The sequence below is a fragment of the Syntrophobacter fumaroxidans MPOB genome (assembly GCF_000014965.1).
In the GTDB taxonomy this organism is placed as follows: domain Bacteria; phylum Desulfobacterota; class Syntrophobacteria; order Syntrophobacterales; family Syntrophobacteraceae; genus Syntrophobacter; species Syntrophobacter fumaroxidans.
This window is the reverse complement of the sequence record NC_008554.1, coordinates 1,928,778-1,947,517: the sequence shown is the minus strand read 5'-3', so window position 1 is coordinate 1,947,517 and position 18,740 is coordinate 1,928,778. Positions and strand designations below refer to the sequence as shown.

At 56.9% G+C, this 18,740-nt stretch carries 21 protein-coding genes; 3 read left to right on the top strand and 18 right to left on the bottom strand.

Going from position 1 to position 18,740, the window contains the following annotated elements; all coding sequences use genetic code 11:
* Positions 1 to 187 precede the first annotated feature (187 nt).
* Together SFUM_RS08255 and SFUM_RS08250 are read right to left on the bottom strand one after the other, a co-directional pair.
* Positions 188 to 1,873, bottom strand: coding sequence for a ribonuclease J (locus SFUM_RS08255; RefSeq protein WP_011698454.1), 1,686 nt, complete (start codon positions 1,871 to 1,873; stop codon positions 188 to 190).
* Positions 1,874 to 1,906: 33 nt separating this feature from the next.
* Positions 1,907 to 2,641 carry a lysophospholipid acyltransferase family protein gene (locus SFUM_RS08250; RefSeq protein ID WP_011698453.1) on the bottom strand — a complete coding sequence of 245 codons (735 nt, stop codon included), beginning with the start codon at positions 2,639 to 2,641 and terminating at the stop codon, positions 1,907 to 1,909.
* A gap of 570 nt (positions 2,642 to 3,211) precedes the next feature.
* On the opposite strand from SFUM_RS08250, the gene SFUM_RS08245 reads away from it, so the two are divergent.
* Positions 3,212 to 3,712, top strand: a complete 501-nt coding sequence (locus SFUM_RS08245) for a single-stranded DNA-binding protein (RefSeq protein ID WP_041440172.1) — start codon at positions 3,212 to 3,214, stop codon at positions 3,710 to 3,712.
* A 1,592-nt stretch (positions 3,713 to 5,304) separates the two neighbouring features.
* Positions 5,305 to 5,817 carry a hypothetical protein gene (locus tag SFUM_RS08240; protein WP_041440170.1) on the top strand — a complete coding sequence of 171 codons (513 nt, stop codon included), beginning with the start codon at positions 5,305 to 5,307 and terminating at the stop codon, positions 5,815 to 5,817.
* A gap of 323 nt (positions 5,818 to 6,140) precedes the next feature.
* Here SFUM_RS08240 and tatA read toward each other — a convergent pair whose 3' ends face one another.
* The 8 genes from tatA to SFUM_RS08200 form a co-directional block, all read right to left on the bottom strand.
* A complete protein-coding gene (tatA, locus tag SFUM_RS08235; RefSeq protein WP_011698449.1) occupies positions 6,141 to 6,335 on the bottom strand; it encodes a twin-arginine translocase TatA/TatE family subunit in 195 nt (64 codons plus the stop codon).
* Between the two features lie 16 nt (positions 6,336 to 6,351).
* On the bottom strand, positions 6,352 to 6,756 hold the full coding sequence (locus SFUM_RS08230; RefSeq protein WP_011698448.1) for a hypothetical protein: 405 nt from the start codon (positions 6,754 to 6,756) through the stop codon (positions 6,352 to 6,354).
* On the bottom strand, positions 6,741 to 8,126 hold the full coding sequence (hemA, locus tag SFUM_RS08225; protein WP_011698447.1) for a glutamyl-tRNA reductase: 1,386 nt from the start codon (positions 8,124 to 8,126) through the stop codon (positions 6,741 to 6,743). The genes SFUM_RS08230 and hemA overlap by 16 nt, the downstream gene beginning before the upstream one ends.
* An 8-nt stretch (positions 8,127 to 8,134) precedes the next feature.
* Entirely contained in the window at positions 8,135 to 8,956 is an 822-nt protein-coding gene (locus tag SFUM_RS08220; protein WP_041440169.1) for a cytochrome C assembly family protein, read from the bottom strand.
* Positions 8,893 to 9,666 (bottom strand): precorrin-2 dehydrogenase/sirohydrochlorin ferrochelatase family protein, encoded by a 774-nt coding sequence (locus SFUM_RS21625; RefSeq protein WP_011698445.1) that lies wholly within the window; start codon positions 9,664 to 9,666, stop codon positions 8,893 to 8,895. Before SFUM_RS21625 ends, SFUM_RS08220 begins: the two co-directional genes overlap by 64 nt.
* 327 nt (positions 9,667 to 9,993) lie before the next feature.
* A complete protein-coding gene (locus SFUM_RS08210; protein WP_011698443.1) occupies positions 9,994 to 10,965 on the bottom strand; it encodes a polyprenyl synthetase family protein in 972 nt (323 codons plus the stop codon).
* A 216-nt stretch (positions 10,966 to 11,181) separates the two neighbouring features.
* The gene (gene rimO / locus SFUM_RS08205; protein ID WP_011698442.1) at positions 11,182 to 12,516 is read right to left on the bottom strand and encodes a 30S ribosomal protein S12 methylthiotransferase RimO; all 1,335 of its coding nucleotides are present in this window, start codon (positions 12,514 to 12,516) and stop codon (positions 11,182 to 11,184) included.
* Positions 12,517 to 12,756: 240 nt separating this feature from the next.
* Positions 12,757 to 13,686: a hypothetical protein gene (locus SFUM_RS08200; protein WP_011698441.1), complete on the bottom strand. Its 930-nt coding sequence runs from the start codon at positions 13,684 to 13,686 to the stop codon at positions 12,757 to 12,759.
* A gap of 430 nt (positions 13,687 to 14,116) precedes the next feature.
* Here SFUM_RS08200 and SFUM_RS08195 point away from each other — a divergent pair, with 430 nt between their 5' ends.
* Entirely contained in the window at positions 14,117 to 14,341 is a 225-nt protein-coding gene (locus SFUM_RS08195; protein WP_041440167.1) for a hypothetical protein, read from the top strand.
* Positions 14,342 to 14,444: 103 nt separating this feature from the next.
* On the opposite strand, the gene rplQ is transcribed toward SFUM_RS08195, so the two are convergent.
* From rplQ to map, 8 genes are all read right to left on the bottom strand, one after another.
* Entirely contained in the window at positions 14,445 to 14,900 is a 456-nt protein-coding gene (gene rplQ / locus SFUM_RS08190) for a 50S ribosomal protein L17 (RefSeq protein WP_011698440.1), read from the bottom strand.
* Positions 14,901 to 14,902: 2 nt separating this feature from the next.
* Entirely contained in the window at positions 14,903 to 15,910 is a 1,008-nt protein-coding gene (locus SFUM_RS08185) for a DNA-directed RNA polymerase subunit alpha (RefSeq protein ID WP_011698439.1), read from the bottom strand.
* Between the two features lie 123 nt (positions 15,911 to 16,033).
* Positions 16,034 to 16,660 (bottom strand): 30S ribosomal protein S4, encoded by a 627-nt coding sequence (rpsD, locus tag SFUM_RS08180; protein WP_011698438.1) that lies wholly within the window; start codon positions 16,658 to 16,660, stop codon positions 16,034 to 16,036.
* Between the two features lie 63 nt (positions 16,661 to 16,723).
* On the bottom strand, positions 16,724 to 17,116 hold the full coding sequence (rpsK, locus tag SFUM_RS08175; protein ID WP_011698437.1) for a 30S ribosomal protein S11: 393 nt from the start codon (positions 17,114 to 17,116) through the stop codon (positions 16,724 to 16,726).
* A 12-nt stretch (positions 17,117 to 17,128) separates the two neighbouring features.
* Complete coding sequence (rpsM, locus tag SFUM_RS08170) at positions 17,129 to 17,503, bottom strand: 30S ribosomal protein S13 (RefSeq protein ID WP_011698436.1); 375 nt, start codon at positions 17,501 to 17,503, stop codon at positions 17,129 to 17,131.
* Between the two features lie 14 nt (positions 17,504 to 17,517).
* Positions 17,518 to 17,631 carry a 50S ribosomal protein L36 gene (rpmJ, locus tag SFUM_RS22460; protein ID WP_083763990.1) on the bottom strand — a complete coding sequence of 38 codons (114 nt, stop codon included), beginning with the start codon at positions 17,629 to 17,631 and terminating at the stop codon, positions 17,518 to 17,520.
* 41 nt (positions 17,632 to 17,672) lie between these two features.
* Positions 17,673 to 17,894, bottom strand: coding sequence for a translation initiation factor IF-1 (gene infA / locus SFUM_RS08165; RefSeq protein WP_011698435.1), 222 nt, complete (start codon positions 17,892 to 17,894; stop codon positions 17,673 to 17,675).
* A gap of 90 nt (positions 17,895 to 17,984) precedes the next feature.
* Entirely contained in the window at positions 17,985 to 18,731 is a 747-nt protein-coding gene (map, locus tag SFUM_RS08160; RefSeq protein ID WP_011698434.1) for a type I methionyl aminopeptidase, read from the bottom strand.
* Between the last annotated feature and the right edge of the window lie 9 nt (positions 18,732 to 18,740).

Genomic DNA, 18,740 nt, shown 5'->3' with positions numbered 1-18,740 from the left:
GGCCGAATCCACCGGCTGCCTCATGACGCATTCGCCGCGTGGAGCCGATTCCCGAACATCTCCGCCCTTGCGGGCTTTTCCTTCGCTACGAACGTTTTTCGAGTCTTCACGCAAGTCAGGACCGGGCTCCCTCGGAGCCGTCGGTGGAGAACCGCCCGTTCCCGGAGAACCGGTCCCTCGTGGTTTATCATATTTCCACCACAATCGGGTAGATCACCGGGCGCCGATCCAGCACCCTGTTGAAAAAACGCTTCAGCTCCCGCCGGATATCCTCCTGGAGCACCGTACAATCGAGCTCCGCACCCTCACTCAGCTGCTTGTCGATGGTTTCGAAAATCACGCATTTCGCATCGTCGAGAAGCTCCGGTTTGGCCTCTTCGTGAATGAAGCCCCTGCTGAGAATGTCGGGTCCGCTCACCAGTTCCTGCGTTTCCTTGTTGAACACGAGGGAGGCGATCACCATCCCGTCCTCGGAAAGATGCCGCCGATCCCGGAGCACGAGTCCGCCAACGTCGCCCACGCCTTTGCCGTCAACCAGGACGCGGCCCGTCTCCACGTGCTCGCCGGTGAGCACTCCGTCGGGATAGAACTCCACAACGCCCCCGTTTTCGATCAGCAGGCAGTTCTCCTCCGGGACCCCGGTATCGACGGCAAGCTGGCGGTGCTTCACGAGATGCCGGAATTCACCGTGAACGGGAATGAAATAGTTGGGCTGGACCACGTTGATCATGGCTTTGAGCTCTTCACGGTAGGCATGGCCGGACACGTGGATGTCCCGCACCTGTTCGTATATGACCTCGGCCCCGTGCCGGTACAGGTGGTTGATGATGTTTTGAATCGTCCTCTCGTTGCCGGGTATGAACTTGGAGGACAGCACGATCGTATCCCCCGGCTTGACCTTCAACTTCTTGTGATCGTTGAAGGCCATCCTGGTCAGGGCGCTCATGGGCTCTCCCTGGCTTCCGGTCGTCAGCATCAGCACTTCCGAATCGGGCAGGTAGGCCAGGTCCTGCAGCGTGATCTCATCATCGCCGGGGAAGTCGATATACCCGAGCTCTCTTGCAATCCGGACATTGATCACCATGGAACGGCCGTTGAGGAGGACTCTCCGACCGAACTCGCGCGCCAGCTGAACCACCTGCTGGATGCGGTGCAGATTGCTCGCAAAAACCGCCACAATGATCCGGCCCGAGCACTCCCTGAAGATATCCCTCAATGTCGCCCCGACATCCTTTTCCGACAGAGTGTACCCCGGCCGCTCCACGTTGGTGGAATCCGCAAACAGTGCAAGCACGCCCTGTTCGCCGTATTTCCCAAAACGGGCCATGTCGAAGCGCCGGCCGTCCACAGGCGTGTTGTCGATCTTGAAATCTCCCGAATGGATGATGACCCCCACCGGCGTGCGAATCGCCAACCCCACTCCATCCGGGATACTGTGGCACACCTGGATGAATTCGATGTCGAAGGGGCCGATGCCGATCGTCTCCCTCGGTTCGACCCGGCAAAGCTCCGAGCGCTCCAGCAGACCGTGTTCCTTGAGCTTTTCCTTGATGAGCGCCAGGGTGAGCGTCGTCGCATAGATGGGTACCGGGACTTCGCGCAGCAGGAAGGGTATGGCGCCGATGTGGTCCTCGTGACCGTGGGTCACAAGGAGAGCGCGAACACGGTTCCTGTTCTTCTGTAAATAGGTGAAATCGGGGATGACGATGTCGATTCCCAGCATGTCCTCTTCGGGGAACATGAGGCCGGCATCGATAACGACGATGGTGTCCTCGTATTCCAGCACCATCATATTGAGGCCGATTTCACCGAGTCCTCCGAGGGGAATGATCTTGAGAGCGGATGGTTGCACGTCTTCCTGCTTCTGCATCATGATGTTTCAGTCACTCGTAAAGGATAGGGCTCCCTAAAACGTCGCGGTACCTCCCTCTTCGGTGGTCAGGTATCGACGGATGGCTTCTCTGACCTCCTCGATCAACAGGTCGCGTTCCTTGGTCGTCGCGCCGGCCGTCGGGATCGGATCTCCGATGGTCATCCGGACGACCCCCGGATGAATGACCCACTTGTCCTTCCTGGGAACCACCCGGTGCGATCCGCTGATGCTGATGGGAACAATCGGCTGCTGGGATTTAATGGCGAGGATGAAGCCTCCTTTCTTGAAATCCTTCAAGACACCGTTCTCACTCCGGGTGCCCTCAGGGAAGATCACGATGGAAACCCCGCCTCTGACCTTGTCCGCAGCCTGGTTGATGCTTTCGAACGCCTTGCGGTGATCGGAACGATTGATGGGGATGTACCCGGTGGCTTTCATCGCCCTTCCCATGACGAAAAGGCGAAACAGCTCTTCCTTGGCCAACCATCGAAATTGCACGGGGAGCTTCCCCAGAACGACGAAAATATCAAACAGGCTTTGATGATTGGCGGCATAGATGCACGGCCGCTCGGGTCTGAGGCGCTCCAATCCGTGCACGTCGACCTCCACTCCGGCTACCCGCAGATTCAGATTGCCCCAGAACCTGGCGACGAGATGCGACCAGTTGCCCGTTCTGTCGAGCTTGGAGCAGGCGATGGCCGCCAGGCCGAGCACGATCGTGTCCACAAACAGTAAGACATGGAAGAATATGGACCTGATCCTCTTCATCGATCGGATTGCCCTACTTCCCGGTGGATTCCCGCTTCCGGAACAGCGCCCCGGCCCCTCCAACGGCCTGCGTAGAGTGCACGGCAGTCCCGCAAAATGCGGAGTCGCCAGGGATCGTCATTGAAAACAAACACTTGCAGCGCATTGCCCAAGGCAATGTAAGCTTTCTTCCGTTTCGAGTCAACAAAACAATTTCACAATGCACGCCGGCTTCCCTCAACCCCTTCACGCGAGCGAGCCGTATGGCTTCCGGGTCCTGTTACGCCCGCGGGGGCATGCTTGCCTTCTCTGCACGCCGAGCAGTGAAGCTCCGGTGCTGCGAGGGAGCAGAATCTCGCGATGGGAGTGCAGGCTTTCCGCCTCGCTCCGCGCAGAACCACGATCGTTTGATGTCCTTAATTTATCATGGATCTCGCCGACCCGGTATCATCAATTACCGGCAGACCTTCTCACGACAAATCGGAGGGCTAAAATCTTGTCCCGTGTTCGGAGCTTGTGCTATAGGTAAAAATCGACTTGCTTCGATTGCCCATTTGTGCGGGTTTGAACGCTTTGGAGAAAGGGAAGAAAATGGCAAAGGGAACGGTCAACAAGGTTATCCTGGTAGGCAGACTCGGAGGAGATCCCGATGTCCGGTATACTCCCAATGGGATGGCGATCGCAAAGTTCAACCTGGCGACGAATGAACGAGTGCCCGCGGGCGAAGGAAACTGGGAAGACCGTACGGAATGGCACCGTATCGTGGTCTTCGGAAAACTCGCCGAGACATGCGGCAACTATCTCAGCAAGGGGCGCCTGGTGTATATCGAGGGCAGCCTCCGAACGCAGCAATGGGAGGATGCCCAGGGAGTGAAACGCTACACCACGGAAATCGTCGCCCGTGATATGACGATGCTTGGCGGAGGAGCCGGAGAGGGGCAGCAGTCACAGGGACAGTACGGCCAGGGCCAGCAGGCGCAAGGCCAGAGCCAGGGAAAACCTCAGTCGAGTCAGGGCGCAACGGGTCGTTCCCGCGCGGACGAGCTTCCGCCGCATCCCGGAGGGGGGCCGGACGACGACATCCCCTTCTGACAAGCGATGCCACGGCATTCATGAGCTCCAAGCCGAGAATCCTAAGGGTTCCCGGCTTTTTTCGTTAATCCGTGGTTGAGGTCAAGGGCTGCGATCGTCTTTTCAGCGTAGGCGGGAATCCGGATGGTCAAACGCGTTGCGGGGGCAGGCTCGATAACGGGGCGATGAACCGGGGCAACCAGGTTCGTGTGACGGCAAAACCATGAAGGTCAAAACCCGAGCTTTTCGATGAGAATTCCCAGGCCCGGGAACACGACAAAGCCGCATAAGAACAGGAGTAGCAGCGCGGCAGCCGAAGAGAATACGGATCGGATCATGCTCACCCGGAATTCTTCATTCAATATCAGAATAAAACATATTATTGAATAAATACTGCATAAAATATCCAGAAGTGTGTAATTGATTTCACTATATATAAGAAACATTCTTATTATACGAACTAATATTATTACAAATGATAAATTTATAAATGGAATTGAAAAATCAACAAAGGATATTTTTGATTTAATCTTTGAAATATTATATATAGTATATAAAAATATAGCTGTAATAATTAACGAATTTACAGGATGTCCTAATGGTACATATATAAGTTTGAACAAGTATGTTTGGATCGGTAGGGATGAATGTTCAAACAATTCGAATATATTATAGGGATCAATGGTGTCGCGCTTATAGATTGAATAAGAAATAATATAAAGAATAAAAACGGAATAGGTTATTATTTTATTATTATAAGCAGTGCGACTGAATTTGTGAATGGGAAACAAGATAGTCATGGGCTGTCTCTTAATGGATCGAAAGAATCCGGTGAATGAATATCGGCAGATCGCCGGGGAATCCGTCGCCCGCACAGACACGAGTGAAGCTCTGCGCGTGCGGATTCCGGGGAACGGTGGCGAGCGGCGTCAAAGCAACGGCACACCGCTAGGTTGAACCCGCGCACACTGGTGCGTAACCGGCGGGAGGCCTACACACGGAACCTGCGGAGCGATGCTGCCGAGGCCGCTTCCTTCTCCCAAGCCATTCTATCACGAAAGCGTTCAAAAACGGTTCCCTTGTCGGTCGGGATATCGAAATGATCCTGGTATTGACTCATTTTTCCGGCCTTTAGCTCTCCATCCGGATGTCGCCGGTGACCGGCGAATACCGGCCGCCCCGCTCCTCCGGCATTTCTTCCAGCCTTACGGGGGTATCTTGCCCGGCCCATGAGGTGCGGCCGACCGGCGTGCATCGCACGATGCCCATGGCCGGAGCGAAGCGTGTTCCATTACAGGCGGAAGTCGGCAGATTTGTGAACAAGCTTTAATTGTTGCTTTGCACGGTCGGCTGCCGTTAAATGATGAGGATCAAAAGGCGGTATGCGCCACGCCGTCTACGGGCGTCGGAAACCGGTCCGGGCGGACCGCTGGAACGGACGACGGCCCCGTGCGCGGCGAGAGTGTCGTTTCGGGCGTTTCCTGAGAAAATGACGGTCCGATGATGCACGGGGGATGTCGCGCAGTGCAAATCGTCTCGGACGGCGGAATCAGCGTCAGGCGGGGAGACGGATGCAACGACTGCAACACTCAAATACTAAAGGGAGACCGATCATGATTCGACTGCCGAGGGGTTTCAAGTCTTTGCTGGTGGTGTCTTTTCTGTCTTTGACCGTGCTGTGTCTGGCGGGAACCGCGCACGCCACATGGTACTGGACTCACGGCCACAGCGGCCATGTTCAGGACCCGAGCACCGTCACCACGGCTGTTCCGCGCGCCACGGGACTCGAGATCAGCATGTACGACAGCACGGCATGGGTGCACTATGCGGTTCCGACCGTGGGTGACACCACGCAAGGCGCAAAGAAGATCAGGGTCCGGTTCAACATCGTCGGTGGAATGGACAGCAGAATATCCGCAGTCAAGGTCTACAACGGCAATGAATTGATCAACACCTTCACGGTGAACTGGCACACGCCCGGCTGGCAGACCATGACGCTCGATCTGGGTGCGATCAGGTTGTTCCCCTATGGAATGGGTATATCGCTGCAGCTCTCGGCAGGTCCGGATTCGCTCACGGACAGTATCATCATCGGCGGTGCGGGAGCTAATTTCGTGGCGAAGTAGGGGATACACGAATGGAAGCCGGAAGGTGAGCCGGTCGTGGAGGCCCGACCCGACCAGGCATCGGGGGGCGTGGCGGCGACGGCGAATGGATGCCGGCCCGCGGGAGGAAAGTCGGCGGGTCTTCACGCCGCCTGCACGGGCAGCCTTTCTTCCGTCTGGCTGTATCCCTCATCAGCGGTATGTGAACCGTTGTCTTGGGACGGGTCGGATAGCCCCCGGGCGCATCGGGGCGGGGAAACCCGGCGTATTGCGGCTCCCTCCGGTCGATATGACTTCCCCCGGCGCGTCGGGACAGGGCGCACAACAGTATGGAACCGGCAGAGCTATTTCTTCTCTTCCAGCTCTTCCGGTTTTTTTTCGCCCGTTGCGGCCGATTCCAGCTCGCTGGTCGCCTTTCTGAAATTCTTGATGCCCTTTCCGAGACCCGCCCCCAGTTCCGGAAGCCTTCCGGCTCCGAAGATAATGAGCACGATCACCAAAATGACGATGAGTTCCGGCATTCCGATTCCACCGATCATAACACTGCTCCTTTTTTCATTTTCTCAGCAACTCTTCCACTTCCTCGAGGAGTTGCAGAAATTCTCTGGACTGCCTGTACTGGTCCAGGCACTTCTGGTGTTCGAGCCAGCTTCCCCAAGCCTTCATCCAGACTTCGTTGTGCCAGTAATACCGGGGGGTGGTCTGCTTTCCGCTCTTGCGTTCCCGGTATTCTTCATATTCCTCCCGGCAGTTCACGCAGAATCCGTAGGGAGTCGCATACCTGCCGGCTTTCTCGCCATGCGTTTCGGCCAGTTGCGCCCCACACTTAGCACATTTGAGCATACAACGGGTACACTGAAAAACCTTCTTGAGGGCATCGATTTTTCGCTGGCGCAGACTCAAATCCCGCACCGACTTCAAGTCCTGCGCCTTCTTGCCGAACTCTATGATTTCCGCCATGGGGATTCCTTATCCGGTTCAAAGGTTTTCAGCAGAGTGCCGTCATTGCCGGCCGATGCCATCTGGACAGTGACGGCGGGCGCTTCCTCGCCGTCGTCACCATCGGCAAGGTTGAACAACTGTTGCGTGTAATCGACATACATGTCCTTGGTGCTGCGGTCGGCTTTTTTCTTCAGAAACACGATGGGGTCGTGCAGCAGCTTCTTGACGATCGCCTCCGTGAGCGCCTCGACGGCAAGCCGATCCTTTTCACTCATGTGGGGAAGGTGCGAGAGGGTTCTCTGAAGCTCGGACCGCCGGATCGTCTCGGCTTTCTCACGCAAAGCGACGATGGTCGGGACCACGTTGAGCGTGGCCATCCACTCCTGGAACTTCAACGTTTCCCCGGCAATGATGTGTTCCGCTCGTTCGGCTTCTCTTTTGCGTTCCTCGCGATTGAGGTCGATGACTCCCTGCAGGTCGTCGATGTCGTACAGGTACACGTTGTCGATTTCGTTGATTTTGGGATCGATGTCCCGCGGTACCGCAATGTCGATGAAAAACAAGGGCTTGTTGCGTCGCTCGCGCATCCTTGCCCTGACATCATTGTATTTGAGGATCGGTTCCGGCGCTCCCGTGGAGGAAAGCACGATGTCCGTATTCTTCAACGCGTTCAGAATGTGGTCGAAAGGCGTGGTTTCGGCCCGGAAACGTTTTGCCAGATCGACCGCCCGCTCGAGGGTGCGATTGGCGACCACCATGTGCCGAACCCCTTGGGCGAGCAAGTGTTCGGCGGCCAGTTCCGCCATTTCGCCGGCGCCGATGAGTAAAACGCGTTTATCCTGCAGGCTGCCGAAGATCTTCTTGGCCAGTTCCACGGCGGCATAACTGATGGACACGGCGTTTGAACCGATGCAGGTCTCCGACCGAACTCTCTTGGCCACCGAAAAGGTCTTGTGGAGCAGACGATTGAGTATGACCTTGACGGTGCGCCATTCCGTCGCTTCCCGGTAGGCGCTCTTGAGCTGTCCGAGAATCTGGGGTTCTCCCACCACCATGGAATCGAGGCTCGAGGCAACCCTGAAGACATGGCGCACCGCTTCCATGCCTCTGAATGCGTACACGTGGTTTTCCACGCCTTCGGTGGAATCCAACCCAAGATAGGTTCGAAGCAAAGCCGTCACCTCCCTGAGCCCTCCATCCCGGTCCCTGCAGGTGAACAGGAACTCGACACGGTTACAGGTCGAGAGGAACAACAACTCATCGACATTCTCCAGGCGCGGCAGCAGACGAAGCGGGTTGACTTCCTGCCGGCATGCCACGGCAAGCCTTTCCCGCATCTCCACGGGCGCCGTCTTATGGTTCATGCCTAGAAGGATAATGTGGCACATCTCTCAAACTACCTGACCGAAGCGGAATGGTGTCCCGCCAGGAGCAGATTCGCTCCCAGAAAAGTGACGAGCACCGCTGAAAAACCAAAAATCGCCAGCCACGCGGCCTTCCGCCCTCTCCACCCGACGGTCAGCCGTTCGTGCAAGAGGAACGCGTAAATGCACCACGTCACCAGCGAGAGAATCTCCTTCGGATCCCAGTTCCATGGAGAGTTCCAGACCATGCTGGCGTAGGCGAACCCCGCAACGAGACCGCACGTCATCAGGGGGAACCCTGCGATGAGGCAATAGTGGCTGATGGTGTCGAGCCGCTCCAGCGAAGGGAGCCTCGGATACAGAAAGCCGAAGCTCTTGCTCTTGATCTGCCGTTCCTGCAGCAGGTACATGACCCCGACGCTGAAGGCGAGGGCGAACAGCGCATTGGCCACGAAAAGGCAAGTTACGTGAAGAATCACCCAGCCGCTCTTGAACAGCTCGCTTTTGGGAACCATGCTCGCGGGCAGGAGCCTGGACGCCATCATGAAAATAACCGCCAGCGGGGACACAAAGGAGCCGAGGATCCGGAGTTGAAGCTTCAACTGGATGGCGAGGTAGACGACCACCAGCATCCAGGCAAAGAACGAGAGGGCTTCCTGACTGCTGGTCACCGCCAGTTGGCCGATCTGATATGACCGGAGCAGGATTGCGGCCCCGTGAAACATCGCCCCCACGAGCAGCGTGAACCAGCACACCCGGTGGATGACTTCCCTGTCCCGGAAAAGATAGATCAGGTAGCCGATGGTTCCGGTGGCGTAGCACAGGGTTGCGATGACGAGGAAAAGGGTTTCCATAACTCATCCAGCAGTGCGTTCAGCCCTTCGATGCCGAGCCGGGGGCCGCATACGTCCTGAAGGCCCCGAAGTATTTCTCCACGCCGCCCCTCCTGAATCCAGCTCAATATCGGGAGCGCGGCAATCGCCCGAAACAGCCTCTGGTTCTCGGAGCTTTCCAAGCCCATGGACTGTATGACTTTTCTCAGATATCCCATCAACCGGATGTAGGGGCCCCATTCCGGGCCGAATTCCTTTTCCAGTTTTTCCCTGATTTCCCTCGCGAGGGCCGGGCTGGCGCCTCCGGTGCTCACCGCCAGATTCAGCGCCCCGCGCGTGACCATCGACGGCACGATGAACGTCCCCATCTCCGGATCGCTCGCCATGTTGCACCACAGCTTCCTTGCCCGGGCATCCGCGGATATGCGGCGGTTGAGCTCCACATCGCTCGTGGCCGCAAAAACAAGGTCGACGGCGTCAAGACATCCGGGCTCATAGTCCCTGCCGATCCATCGCACCCGGGTCCCGTCGCAACGCTCCTCCAGCCGGCAGGTCAAATCCTTCGCCACGATGCGAATCACCGCCCCAAAACGCAACAACCCGGCAACCTTGCGTTGAGCCACTTCGCCCCCGCCGATCACCAGGCACACTCTGTCCTCGAGAGACACAAAAATCGGATAAAACCTGTTCTCGTCGTCTATCTCCGTCCCCCGCTCCACCCGGATTCGCATCGAGTCGTCTCAACCACGCATCGGACCGGGCAATATCCATTCATCAATTTGCATGGGATATCGCCGAGCTTCAGCCCGGCAGGCCCGCTCGACCCACGTGGTCTCAAACGCGCACCGTCAATTTAACATCAAACCCACTCCGAAACAAGGTTGCAGGGCATTGCACAAGATACTGTTCTGCGGGGGAATGTATCCGGGGGATGGGGGATATAAGGCCGGACGCACCGTTGCCTGGAACGGAGCTTTTCCTGCACGCCGGAAACCAGGCATGCATCCATTGGCGTGCGGAACGCTGCGAGATGAGATGGCCCGGCTCGACCGGTACTTTCACATGCGCCGACAGATCACATAATCGGCAATATCCGACAACAGGTCACGAGTCGGGTGAGGGGGAAATATGTCGAGCGCCTGCTTTGCCGTCTGGATATGCCGGGAAGCCAGACGCAACGTGTAATCCAGTCCCCCGGACCGGGTGACCAGTTCCTTGATTTCGGCAAAGTCCTCTTTGCGGAGCTGTTCGGAACTGAATACTTCGCGCAGCCTGGCCCTGTCCCCGGGTTTTCCGTTTCTCAGGGCGCAGATCAGAGGGAGAGTCGCCTTTCCCTCCTGAATGTCGTTGCCGACGGGTTTCCCCAGTTCCTTCACATCTCCCGTGTAATCCAAGGTGTCGTCCACCAGCTGGAATGCGATCCCTAAATTGTGCCCGTAGGTCTTGAGGGCTTTTTCGCGCTGCACGTCGTTTCCGCCGAACAGCGCCCCGATCTGGCACGCAGCGCTGATAAGCACGGCCGTCTTGCGTGTGATGACCTCGATGTATTCCTCTTCGGATATCTCGATATTGTCCGCATGGACCAGTTGCAGGACTTCGCCTTCGGACATCCTGGTCGTCGCCTCGGACAAGACTTCGAGCATTCTCAGGCTGTTATATCCCACCGTAAGGTGGATTGCCTTAGAATAGAGGAAATCTCCCACCAGCACGACCGCCTGGTTCCCCCAGACCGTATTGGCAGCGGGACGGTTGCGGCGGAACTTGGCGTGGTCCACCACATCGTCGTGCAACAGACTTGCGGCATGAATGAACTCGAATACGACCGCCAGGGAGGCATCGTGACTGCCCTGGTAACCACACAGCCGAGCCGAGAGAACCAGGAGAAGGGGGCGCAATCGCTTCCCGCCGCTTCCCATGATATAACGGCCCACCACCGAGATCAAAGGTACACTGGTGGTCAGCAGAAGCTCGATTTCTTCTTCGATCCTCCGTAGATCCGGTTGAATTCGCGAGATAATACTTTCTTTCATGCTCACAAGGTTCGGGGGAAATTCGCTGGAGGCAGCAGAAGAATTCACAGTTGGTATGCTCGCTCGATCCATAGGAATGATGAATTTCCGTAAACGATGGACGTTATCCATCCATGACAAAAGATATAGTAGAAACACTCGCTTAATAACGAAAAATTGCGCCGTTGTCAAAGCGTTTTACTCGCCGCCCACAGGGTCCGGGGATGTCACCCGGATCTATGACGCCGAAAGAAGCTCCGCTTCAACATCATAATCGTGAGCGGCAGTCACCCGGCATCGCATGATTTCTCCAGGTGTGCCGATTCCGTCGGTGATCAGCACGGTGCCGTCCGCTTCCGGCGCCTGAACCGCCAGGCGGCCGGTCAACAGCAGATCGGTTTCGGGATGAAACCCTTCAACCAGGACGGGCAGCACCCGCCCCACCAGCGATTCGAGGCGACGGCGGGAGATGCCTCGCTGCAGCTCCAACAGGACCTTGCGTCGCTCCTGTGCAACATCCGGCGGGACCCTGTCCGGCATTCTCGCGGCACGAGTGCCCGGCTCGGGTGAAAAGGCGAAGACTCCAAGGTGCTCGAACCCCGTGCATTCCACAAAGGCGGTCAACGCCTGGAAATCCGCCTCGGTCTCGCCCGGAAATCCAACGATCAACGAGGTGCGAAGCGCCACCCCCGGAATCCCGCTTCGGATGGCGTCCACGATGCGTTCCGGATCGGTTCCCGATCGGCCCATGCTCGCCAGTATCCTCGGCACGCAGTGCTGCAGCGGAATGTCAAGATAGGGAACCACCTTGCGTGACTGAGACATCGTGCGAATCAACTCGGGAGTTATCCTGTCCGGATAAGCGTAGAGCAGCCGCACCCATTCCAACTTCTCGATCTCTTCGAGGGATTCCAGGAGACTGACGAGGGCGTGCTCCTCACCCCTGTCACTGCCGAATGCCGTCGTGTCCTGGGCGACAATGTTCAATTCCTTGGCGCCGCAGGCAACGAGTCGATGCGCTTCCCGGAGAATGTCGACCGCCCGCCGGCTTCTGTATGGTCCCCGAAGTCGGGGTATCAGGCAGAAAGCGCAACGGTTCCCGCAACCCTCGGCAATCTTCACGTAAGCCGAGCTGCGTCCCTCCACCAGATGACGGTCGGCGCCGTTGTCCACATGATCCGGGAAAGCGATTCGGAGCCGCTCGGAGCTTCCGGCTTCATGGTCGCGGATGAAGGACTTCAGCGCATGGCAGTGGGACGTGCCCAGAAACAAATCGACTTCCGGCAGCAGTCCGAGCAGCTTCTTTCCGTACCGTTGTACCATGCAGCCCGCAACAACGAGTTTTTCGCAGCTTCCGGAGGCCTTGTATCCGGCCAGTTGCAGAACGGTGTCGATGGATTCCCGGACCGCGCTTTCGAGAAAGCCGCATGTATTGACCAGGATCAGTGCCGCCTGCGACACTTCCGGGGTCATTTCGTAGCCCAGCTCAATAAGCTGCGAGACCATGGATTCACTGTCGACCAGATTTTTTGCGCAACCCAGGCTGACCAGTGCGGCAGACTTGCTCACCATTTCCGACGGTTGTCCTTCCCGAAAACACCAGCGGCGCAATTCCCACATAAGCCATGGAGCCGGCCAGGAACCCGGCGGTCGTTCCGACTCCCTGAACGCATGAAAAACGCTTCCTTTCCTCTTCAACGGAAGGCGCGCAGCGGGGCGAACCCTATTGCGGGGTAGGGCGCATCACCTTTCCCCGGCGCAACGCCGGAGGTCACGTCACCCTTCGGTACCGACAAACCGTGCCGGTCCAGGCTATCCGGAAAATGAAAGCACCGTGAGACGATCGATTCCATAGAAGACGAGCAGATCGAACGCCGCGACCCCGAACGCCAAACCGACCTTTCGGGCCGGTCCGAGCTTCGCCCATGTCGCAACCGTGAAGCAGTACATAGCATAACATTCCACGGCGAACGGCGGAAAGCCCAAAAAACCCAGCAAGGGCATTTCGAACACTTTGAGGCCGCCAACAAACGGAACCGTGTACACCCACCTGGAACCCGCCCAGTAATTCCACAGCTCCCACAGCAGACCGCACAACAATCCCGATGCGAGCAGGAGAAAAAAGTGCCGCGGGGATCCGTTTTCCCAGTCCCGCAAGAGTGAACCCGCGCCGGTGCGATGATTGCGAGGTTCCAAGAGAAATATGAAAGCACCCCAGACGAGCGGAAAGAAATACCTGGGCCAGAGGAGGGGCAGAATGCCGCAGGCGAGCCCGAGGGCCGTGAGCGTCCGGTAGAGTTTCTGCGGGGCCCGTAGCGGACGACAGCGCAGATTCTTCCACAAGCCGCAGCGCTCAAGGAGATCTCGTGCCGTGAACAGTCCCGGCAGGACTGTGGCATAAGCGATCGTATAACCCAGCAGGCGAACCGTGGTCATGGAGGGAAGATTCTCATAGTGCCAGTTCTGAAGACGGAAGTTGAATGCCTCAAAGATCAGCCAAACCGTGACGGAAACCGGCAGCAGCCGGACAAAATCCAACGGGTTGTCGAAGAGGATGGCGCGTCCCCATCGACGATACAGGACTGACTGAAAAAACAGAATGACGCTCCACCAGGCGAACGAGTAGTACCAGGTATGAAATGGTTCCACATTACGCAGCATCTGGCACGTGGCCAGAACAAAGACAGCCGAAGCGCAAAGCATCACCATTCCGGAAACAAGCTTTTTCGTGACGACTGCCATCCCTGCCGACCTCCCACGAAGGATTGGGCCGGTATCCGCAGTGGGGAACAACGGCACAAACCGGTGGAATGACCCATGAAAAAAACCGTCGGAGAACTGTAATCTCTTGTGCGACGGGATCCGATCTTTGCAGTGGGCAGGAAAAGGATGCTCTCCTGCACGGGCTCGGAACCGTCGGCCGGAGAATCCCCGGCACGGGCCGCTCGATTAGCCGAAACCGTTTGATTTCGCCTGCCGTAATGTTTAATCTTATAAGGTTAAGAAGGCAATATTCCAAGATGCAGTGTCGACCAGCCCGGGGGGGACATCCGTCTGTGTAGGGTGAGTTCTTATTCGGAGAATTCAGGCTTGCTCCCGATCCCACGAACATGGTCTGTCAACGGGGAACATTCTCCTGGAACGTTATTGGCTTGTCAAGGAGATGATCAGCATGGCAAGAGATAGAGTTGCTCGCGGACACATGGCGCAAACGGAGAAGAACGGCAAGAATTCTCCATCTCCGGCACAATGCAAGGAAGGGAAGGGCGTGCGCAATTTTGCCTGCCAGAACTACGATGCCTGCCTCGACAAGGCTGCCAAGGGGATGTGGAGTGGTTTTACGTGCAGGGAGTGCCCCCAGTACTCTCAGAAAGAGGACGAGCCGTCCCCGCAGTAAACGGTTGAGAATCCGCGAAACGCGAGACGAAATAACCCGGTGGGTCTTCCCACCGGGTTATTTCGTTTTGATGCTGCTCAAAAGCGCCTGCCGCGGAAATCCGCTAGTCTTGCGCCTTTTCTTCTGAAGCCGGGGTGGCGGAAGCCTCTTCGGCCTGGACCGGAGCGGGCTTCTTGGCCTTCTCCTTCCTTGGCGGCTGCTTTGCTTCCGTGATGAGCTCGATGAGACACATCGGCGATGCGTCGCCACGCCGGTATCCCGCCTTGACGATGCGCGTATATCCACCAGGACGGCTCTGATAACGGGGACCCAACTCGGCAAAGATCTTCTGGACGGTTTCCTTCTCCCGGACGCACGCCATCACCTGGCGTCGCGCATGAAGATCTCCGCGTTTTCCAAGAGAAATCATCCAATCGGCCCATCGGCGCAGTTCCTTGGCCTTCGGCAAGGTGGTGAAAATGCGCTCGTGCTGCAACAAGGAAGTCACCATGTTTCTGAACATGGCAAGGCGATGGCTGGTCGCACGGTTGAGCTTTCTGCCGGAAACTCCATGACGCATGGCTATTCCTGTTCCTTTCTTCTGTTCTCAATGTCATCTCGACTGGGGAAATTCTCCAGCTTCATGCCCAGCGAAAGACCCATTTCCGTGAGAATTTCCTTGATTTCGTTCAAGGATTTGCGACCGAAATTCTTGGTCTTGAGCATTTCCGCTTCGGTCTTCTGGACCAGCTCTCCGATATAGCGGATATCCGCATTCTTCAAACAGTTGGCGGACCGCACGGAAAGCTCCAGTTCGTCGACGCTGCGGAAAAGGTGATCGTTGAACACGGGCTCCGCGCGAACCTCCTCCTCGGTCGTTTCCATTTCCTCTTCAAAGTTGATGAAAATCGTCAACTGGTCTTTCAGGATTTTGGCAGAGTAGGCAAGCGCATCGTCCGGTTTGACGCTCCCGTCCGACCATATCTCCATGGTGAGCTTGTCGTAGTCGGTAATCTGAGCGACTCGAGCCTGGGTCACCGTATAGCTGACCTTTCGGATGGGGGAGAAAATGGCGTCGATGGGGATGGTGCCGATGGGTTGATTCTCTTCAATGTTGCGGTCGGCAGGCAGGTATCCCTTTCCTTGCTTGACCGTGAGCTCCATGCGCAGCCTGGCGTCTTTTTCCAGCGTACAGATATGTTGTTCCGGGTTGAGCACCTCGACGTGAGGCCCCCCCTGGATGTCTCCCGCGGCGACTTCACCTTCGCCGTCCTTTTCGATGACCACCAGCCGCGGGCCGTCGGAATGCATCTTGAACCGCACTTCCTTGAGGTTGAGGATGACATCGGTGACGTCTTCAAGCACCCCCGGAATCGTGGAAAACTCATGCAGTACGCCGTCCACCTTGACACTGGTGATGGCGGCACCCTGTAGCGAAGACAGGAGCACTCTCCGGAGAGCGTTCCCCAGCGTAATGCCGAACCCTCGTTCCAGCGGTTCGCATTCGAACTTGCCGTATGTGTTGGGCAGGCCTTTTGTTTCAACTTCCAAGCGCTTTGGTTTTATGAGTTCGCGCCAGTTCCTTTGCATAGTTTGTCCTCGTCAAGAGATGGCACTGCGGAGTTATCCCTTTCAAGGGAAAGCGAAAACCGGTTCAAAGACCCTCTCTCGAAGCCCCTAACCGGTCAACGCCAACGGACCACATCCACGGTCTTACTTCGAATAGAATTCGACGACCAGTTGCTCCTGCACGGGCAGATTCATCTCTTCTCTGGTCGGGAGGGTCTTGAATACGCCCTCATACTTCGCCTTATCAAGTTCCAACCAGGGCGGAAGCCCTCGACGGGGCATGGCTTCCATGGCTTCATTGATCATCTGCAACTGCCGGCTGCCTTCGACGACACTCACCGAATCGCCGGGACGAAGCAGGAAAGAAGGAATGTTGACCTTCTTGCCGTTCACCAGAAAATGGCTGTGCCGAACAAGCTGCCTCGCCTGAGCACGGGAGCTTGCGAATCCGAGTCGATACACCGTGTTGTCGATTCGCCTTTCCAAGAGGGTCAGGAAGTTGGTCCCGGTGACCCCTTTCTGCCGGTCCGCGTGCTTGAAGTAGGTCTTGAACTGCTTTTCAACAAGGCCGTACATACGCCTGATCTTCTGCTTTTCGCGCAACTGAAGCCCGTAGTCGGAGAACTTGCCCCTCCCCTGACCATGCTGACCGGGAGGATAGTTGCGGCGTTCGACGGCGCACTTGTCAGAATAACAACGGTCGCCTTTCAAATAGAGCTTCATGGTTTCTCGTCGACAGATCCGACAAGATGAGTCCGTATAGCGAGCCAAGTTGAGTTCCTCCTCTTCTCTTCTATGATGAGAGTGACAAACACCTCGCCAGTGAAGGGATCCTTACACTCGACGCCGTTTGGGAGGACGGCAGCCATTGTGCGGAATAGGGGTGACATCCTTGATGACGGTGATATTGAAACCGGCTGCCTGCAGAGCCCGAAGCGCAGCCTCGCGGCCGGACCCGGGGCCTTTGACGTAGACCTCGATGTTCTGCACGCCGTGCTCCATGGCCTTCTTGGCGGCGATTTCGGCCGCCACCTGGGCGGCAAACGGGGTGCTCTTACGCGAACCCTTGAAACCCTGGCTGCCTGCGCTCGACCACGAGATGGCATTCCCGCTCGCATCGGTGATGGTCACGATGGTGTTGTTGAACGTCGAACGGATATGGGCAATGCCATTCAGAATATTCTTGCGCTCCTTCTTTTTCCGAGAAGCCGCTTTCTCCCTGGCCATGATTCCTCCCTGCTATGCCTTCTTGCGTTTGCCCATGACGGACCGGCGCGGGCCTTTCCGGGTGCGGGCGTTGGTATGGGTTCTCTGTCCGCGAACAGGCAGACCTCGGCGATGCCTCAGGCCGCGGTAGCAGCCGAGGTCCATGAGGCGCTTGATGTTCATGGACACTTCGGTGCGCAGATCGCCTTCCACCTTGTAGTGGCTGTCGATGACGTGACGGATGCTGTTGATCTGGTTTTCGGTCAAGTCATCGCTCTTGGTGTTCCCATCGATGTTTGCCTGCTCCAGGATCTTCTGAGCCGTGGGGCGACCGATACCGTAGATGTAAGTCAGAGCGATCTCGATGCGCTTGTTCTTGGGTAGGTCGATACCTGCAATGCGTGCCAATGCCCGTCCTCCGATTAACCTTGTCGTTGCTTGTGTCTGGGGTTTTCGCAAATCACCCTAACATTGCCGTGGCGACGAATGATCTTGCACTTTCGACAAATTCGCTTGACCGACGCTCGGACTTTCATGCCAATCTTCTCCCTTCCGCACCACACCGGCAAAAGAAGCGCTAGGACTTGGACCTGTACGTGATGCGGCCACGATTCAGGTCATAGGGCGAGAGTTCCACGGTAACCTTGTCGCCCGGCAGGATGCGAATGAAATGCATGCGCATCTTCCCGGAAATGTGGGCGAGAATTCGATGACCGTTCGGCAACTCAACACGAAACATGGCATTGGGAAGCGTTTCGACCACGGTGCCTTCGACTTCAATCGCGTCTTCTTTAGCCATGTACTTAGTCTTCTCCTTCCGAATCCGCCTCGGAATGCTCGTAGAACTATTTAATATATCTCTTTTCCGCCCTCTTGTAAAGAAATTATTCTATTGAGTGAGGATCTCGGGCCCGTTGTCCGTGATCACAATCGTGTGCTCGAAATGCGCCGACAACTTCCGGTCCAGCGTCACCGCCGTCCACTTGTCCCGCAATATCTCCACGTCCGGGCATCCCGCGTTGATCATCGGTTCGATCGCCAACACCATCCCCGACTTCAACTGTACCCCCTTGCCCGGAGGCCCATAGTTGGGAATCTGCGGACTCTCGTGCAGATTCTGACCGATGCCGTGCCCCACGAACTCACGCACCACCGAAAATCCCCGTGTCTCCACGTATTCCTGAATCGCATGAGAGATGTCCGACAGGCGGTTGCCTGCTATCGCCTGTCGGATTCCCGCATAGAGCGACTCCTCAGTCACCGTGCACAATCGCTCGGCCTCCTGACTGATGGTTCCCACGGCCACCGTCACCGCGGCATCGCCGTAATACCCGTCGTGGACGACCCCGAAATCGATGCTGATGATGTCGCCCTCCGCAAGATGCCGCTGCCGGGACGGCATCCCGTGAACCACCTCGCAGTTGATCGAAGTGCACAAGGCGAAAGGATAACCCTGGTACCCCTTGAATGCAGGCACAGCCTTCTTCCTGGCCGCCAAATCCTCACTCAAGGCGTTCAAGTCCCATGTCGTGGCCCCCGGCCGAACATGTTCCTTCAGGTGTTGGAGGATCTCAGCCACTATCTTGCATGCCGTTCTGATCTTTTCGATCTCCCGCTGAGATCTCAGTACGATCAAAGTCCGTCC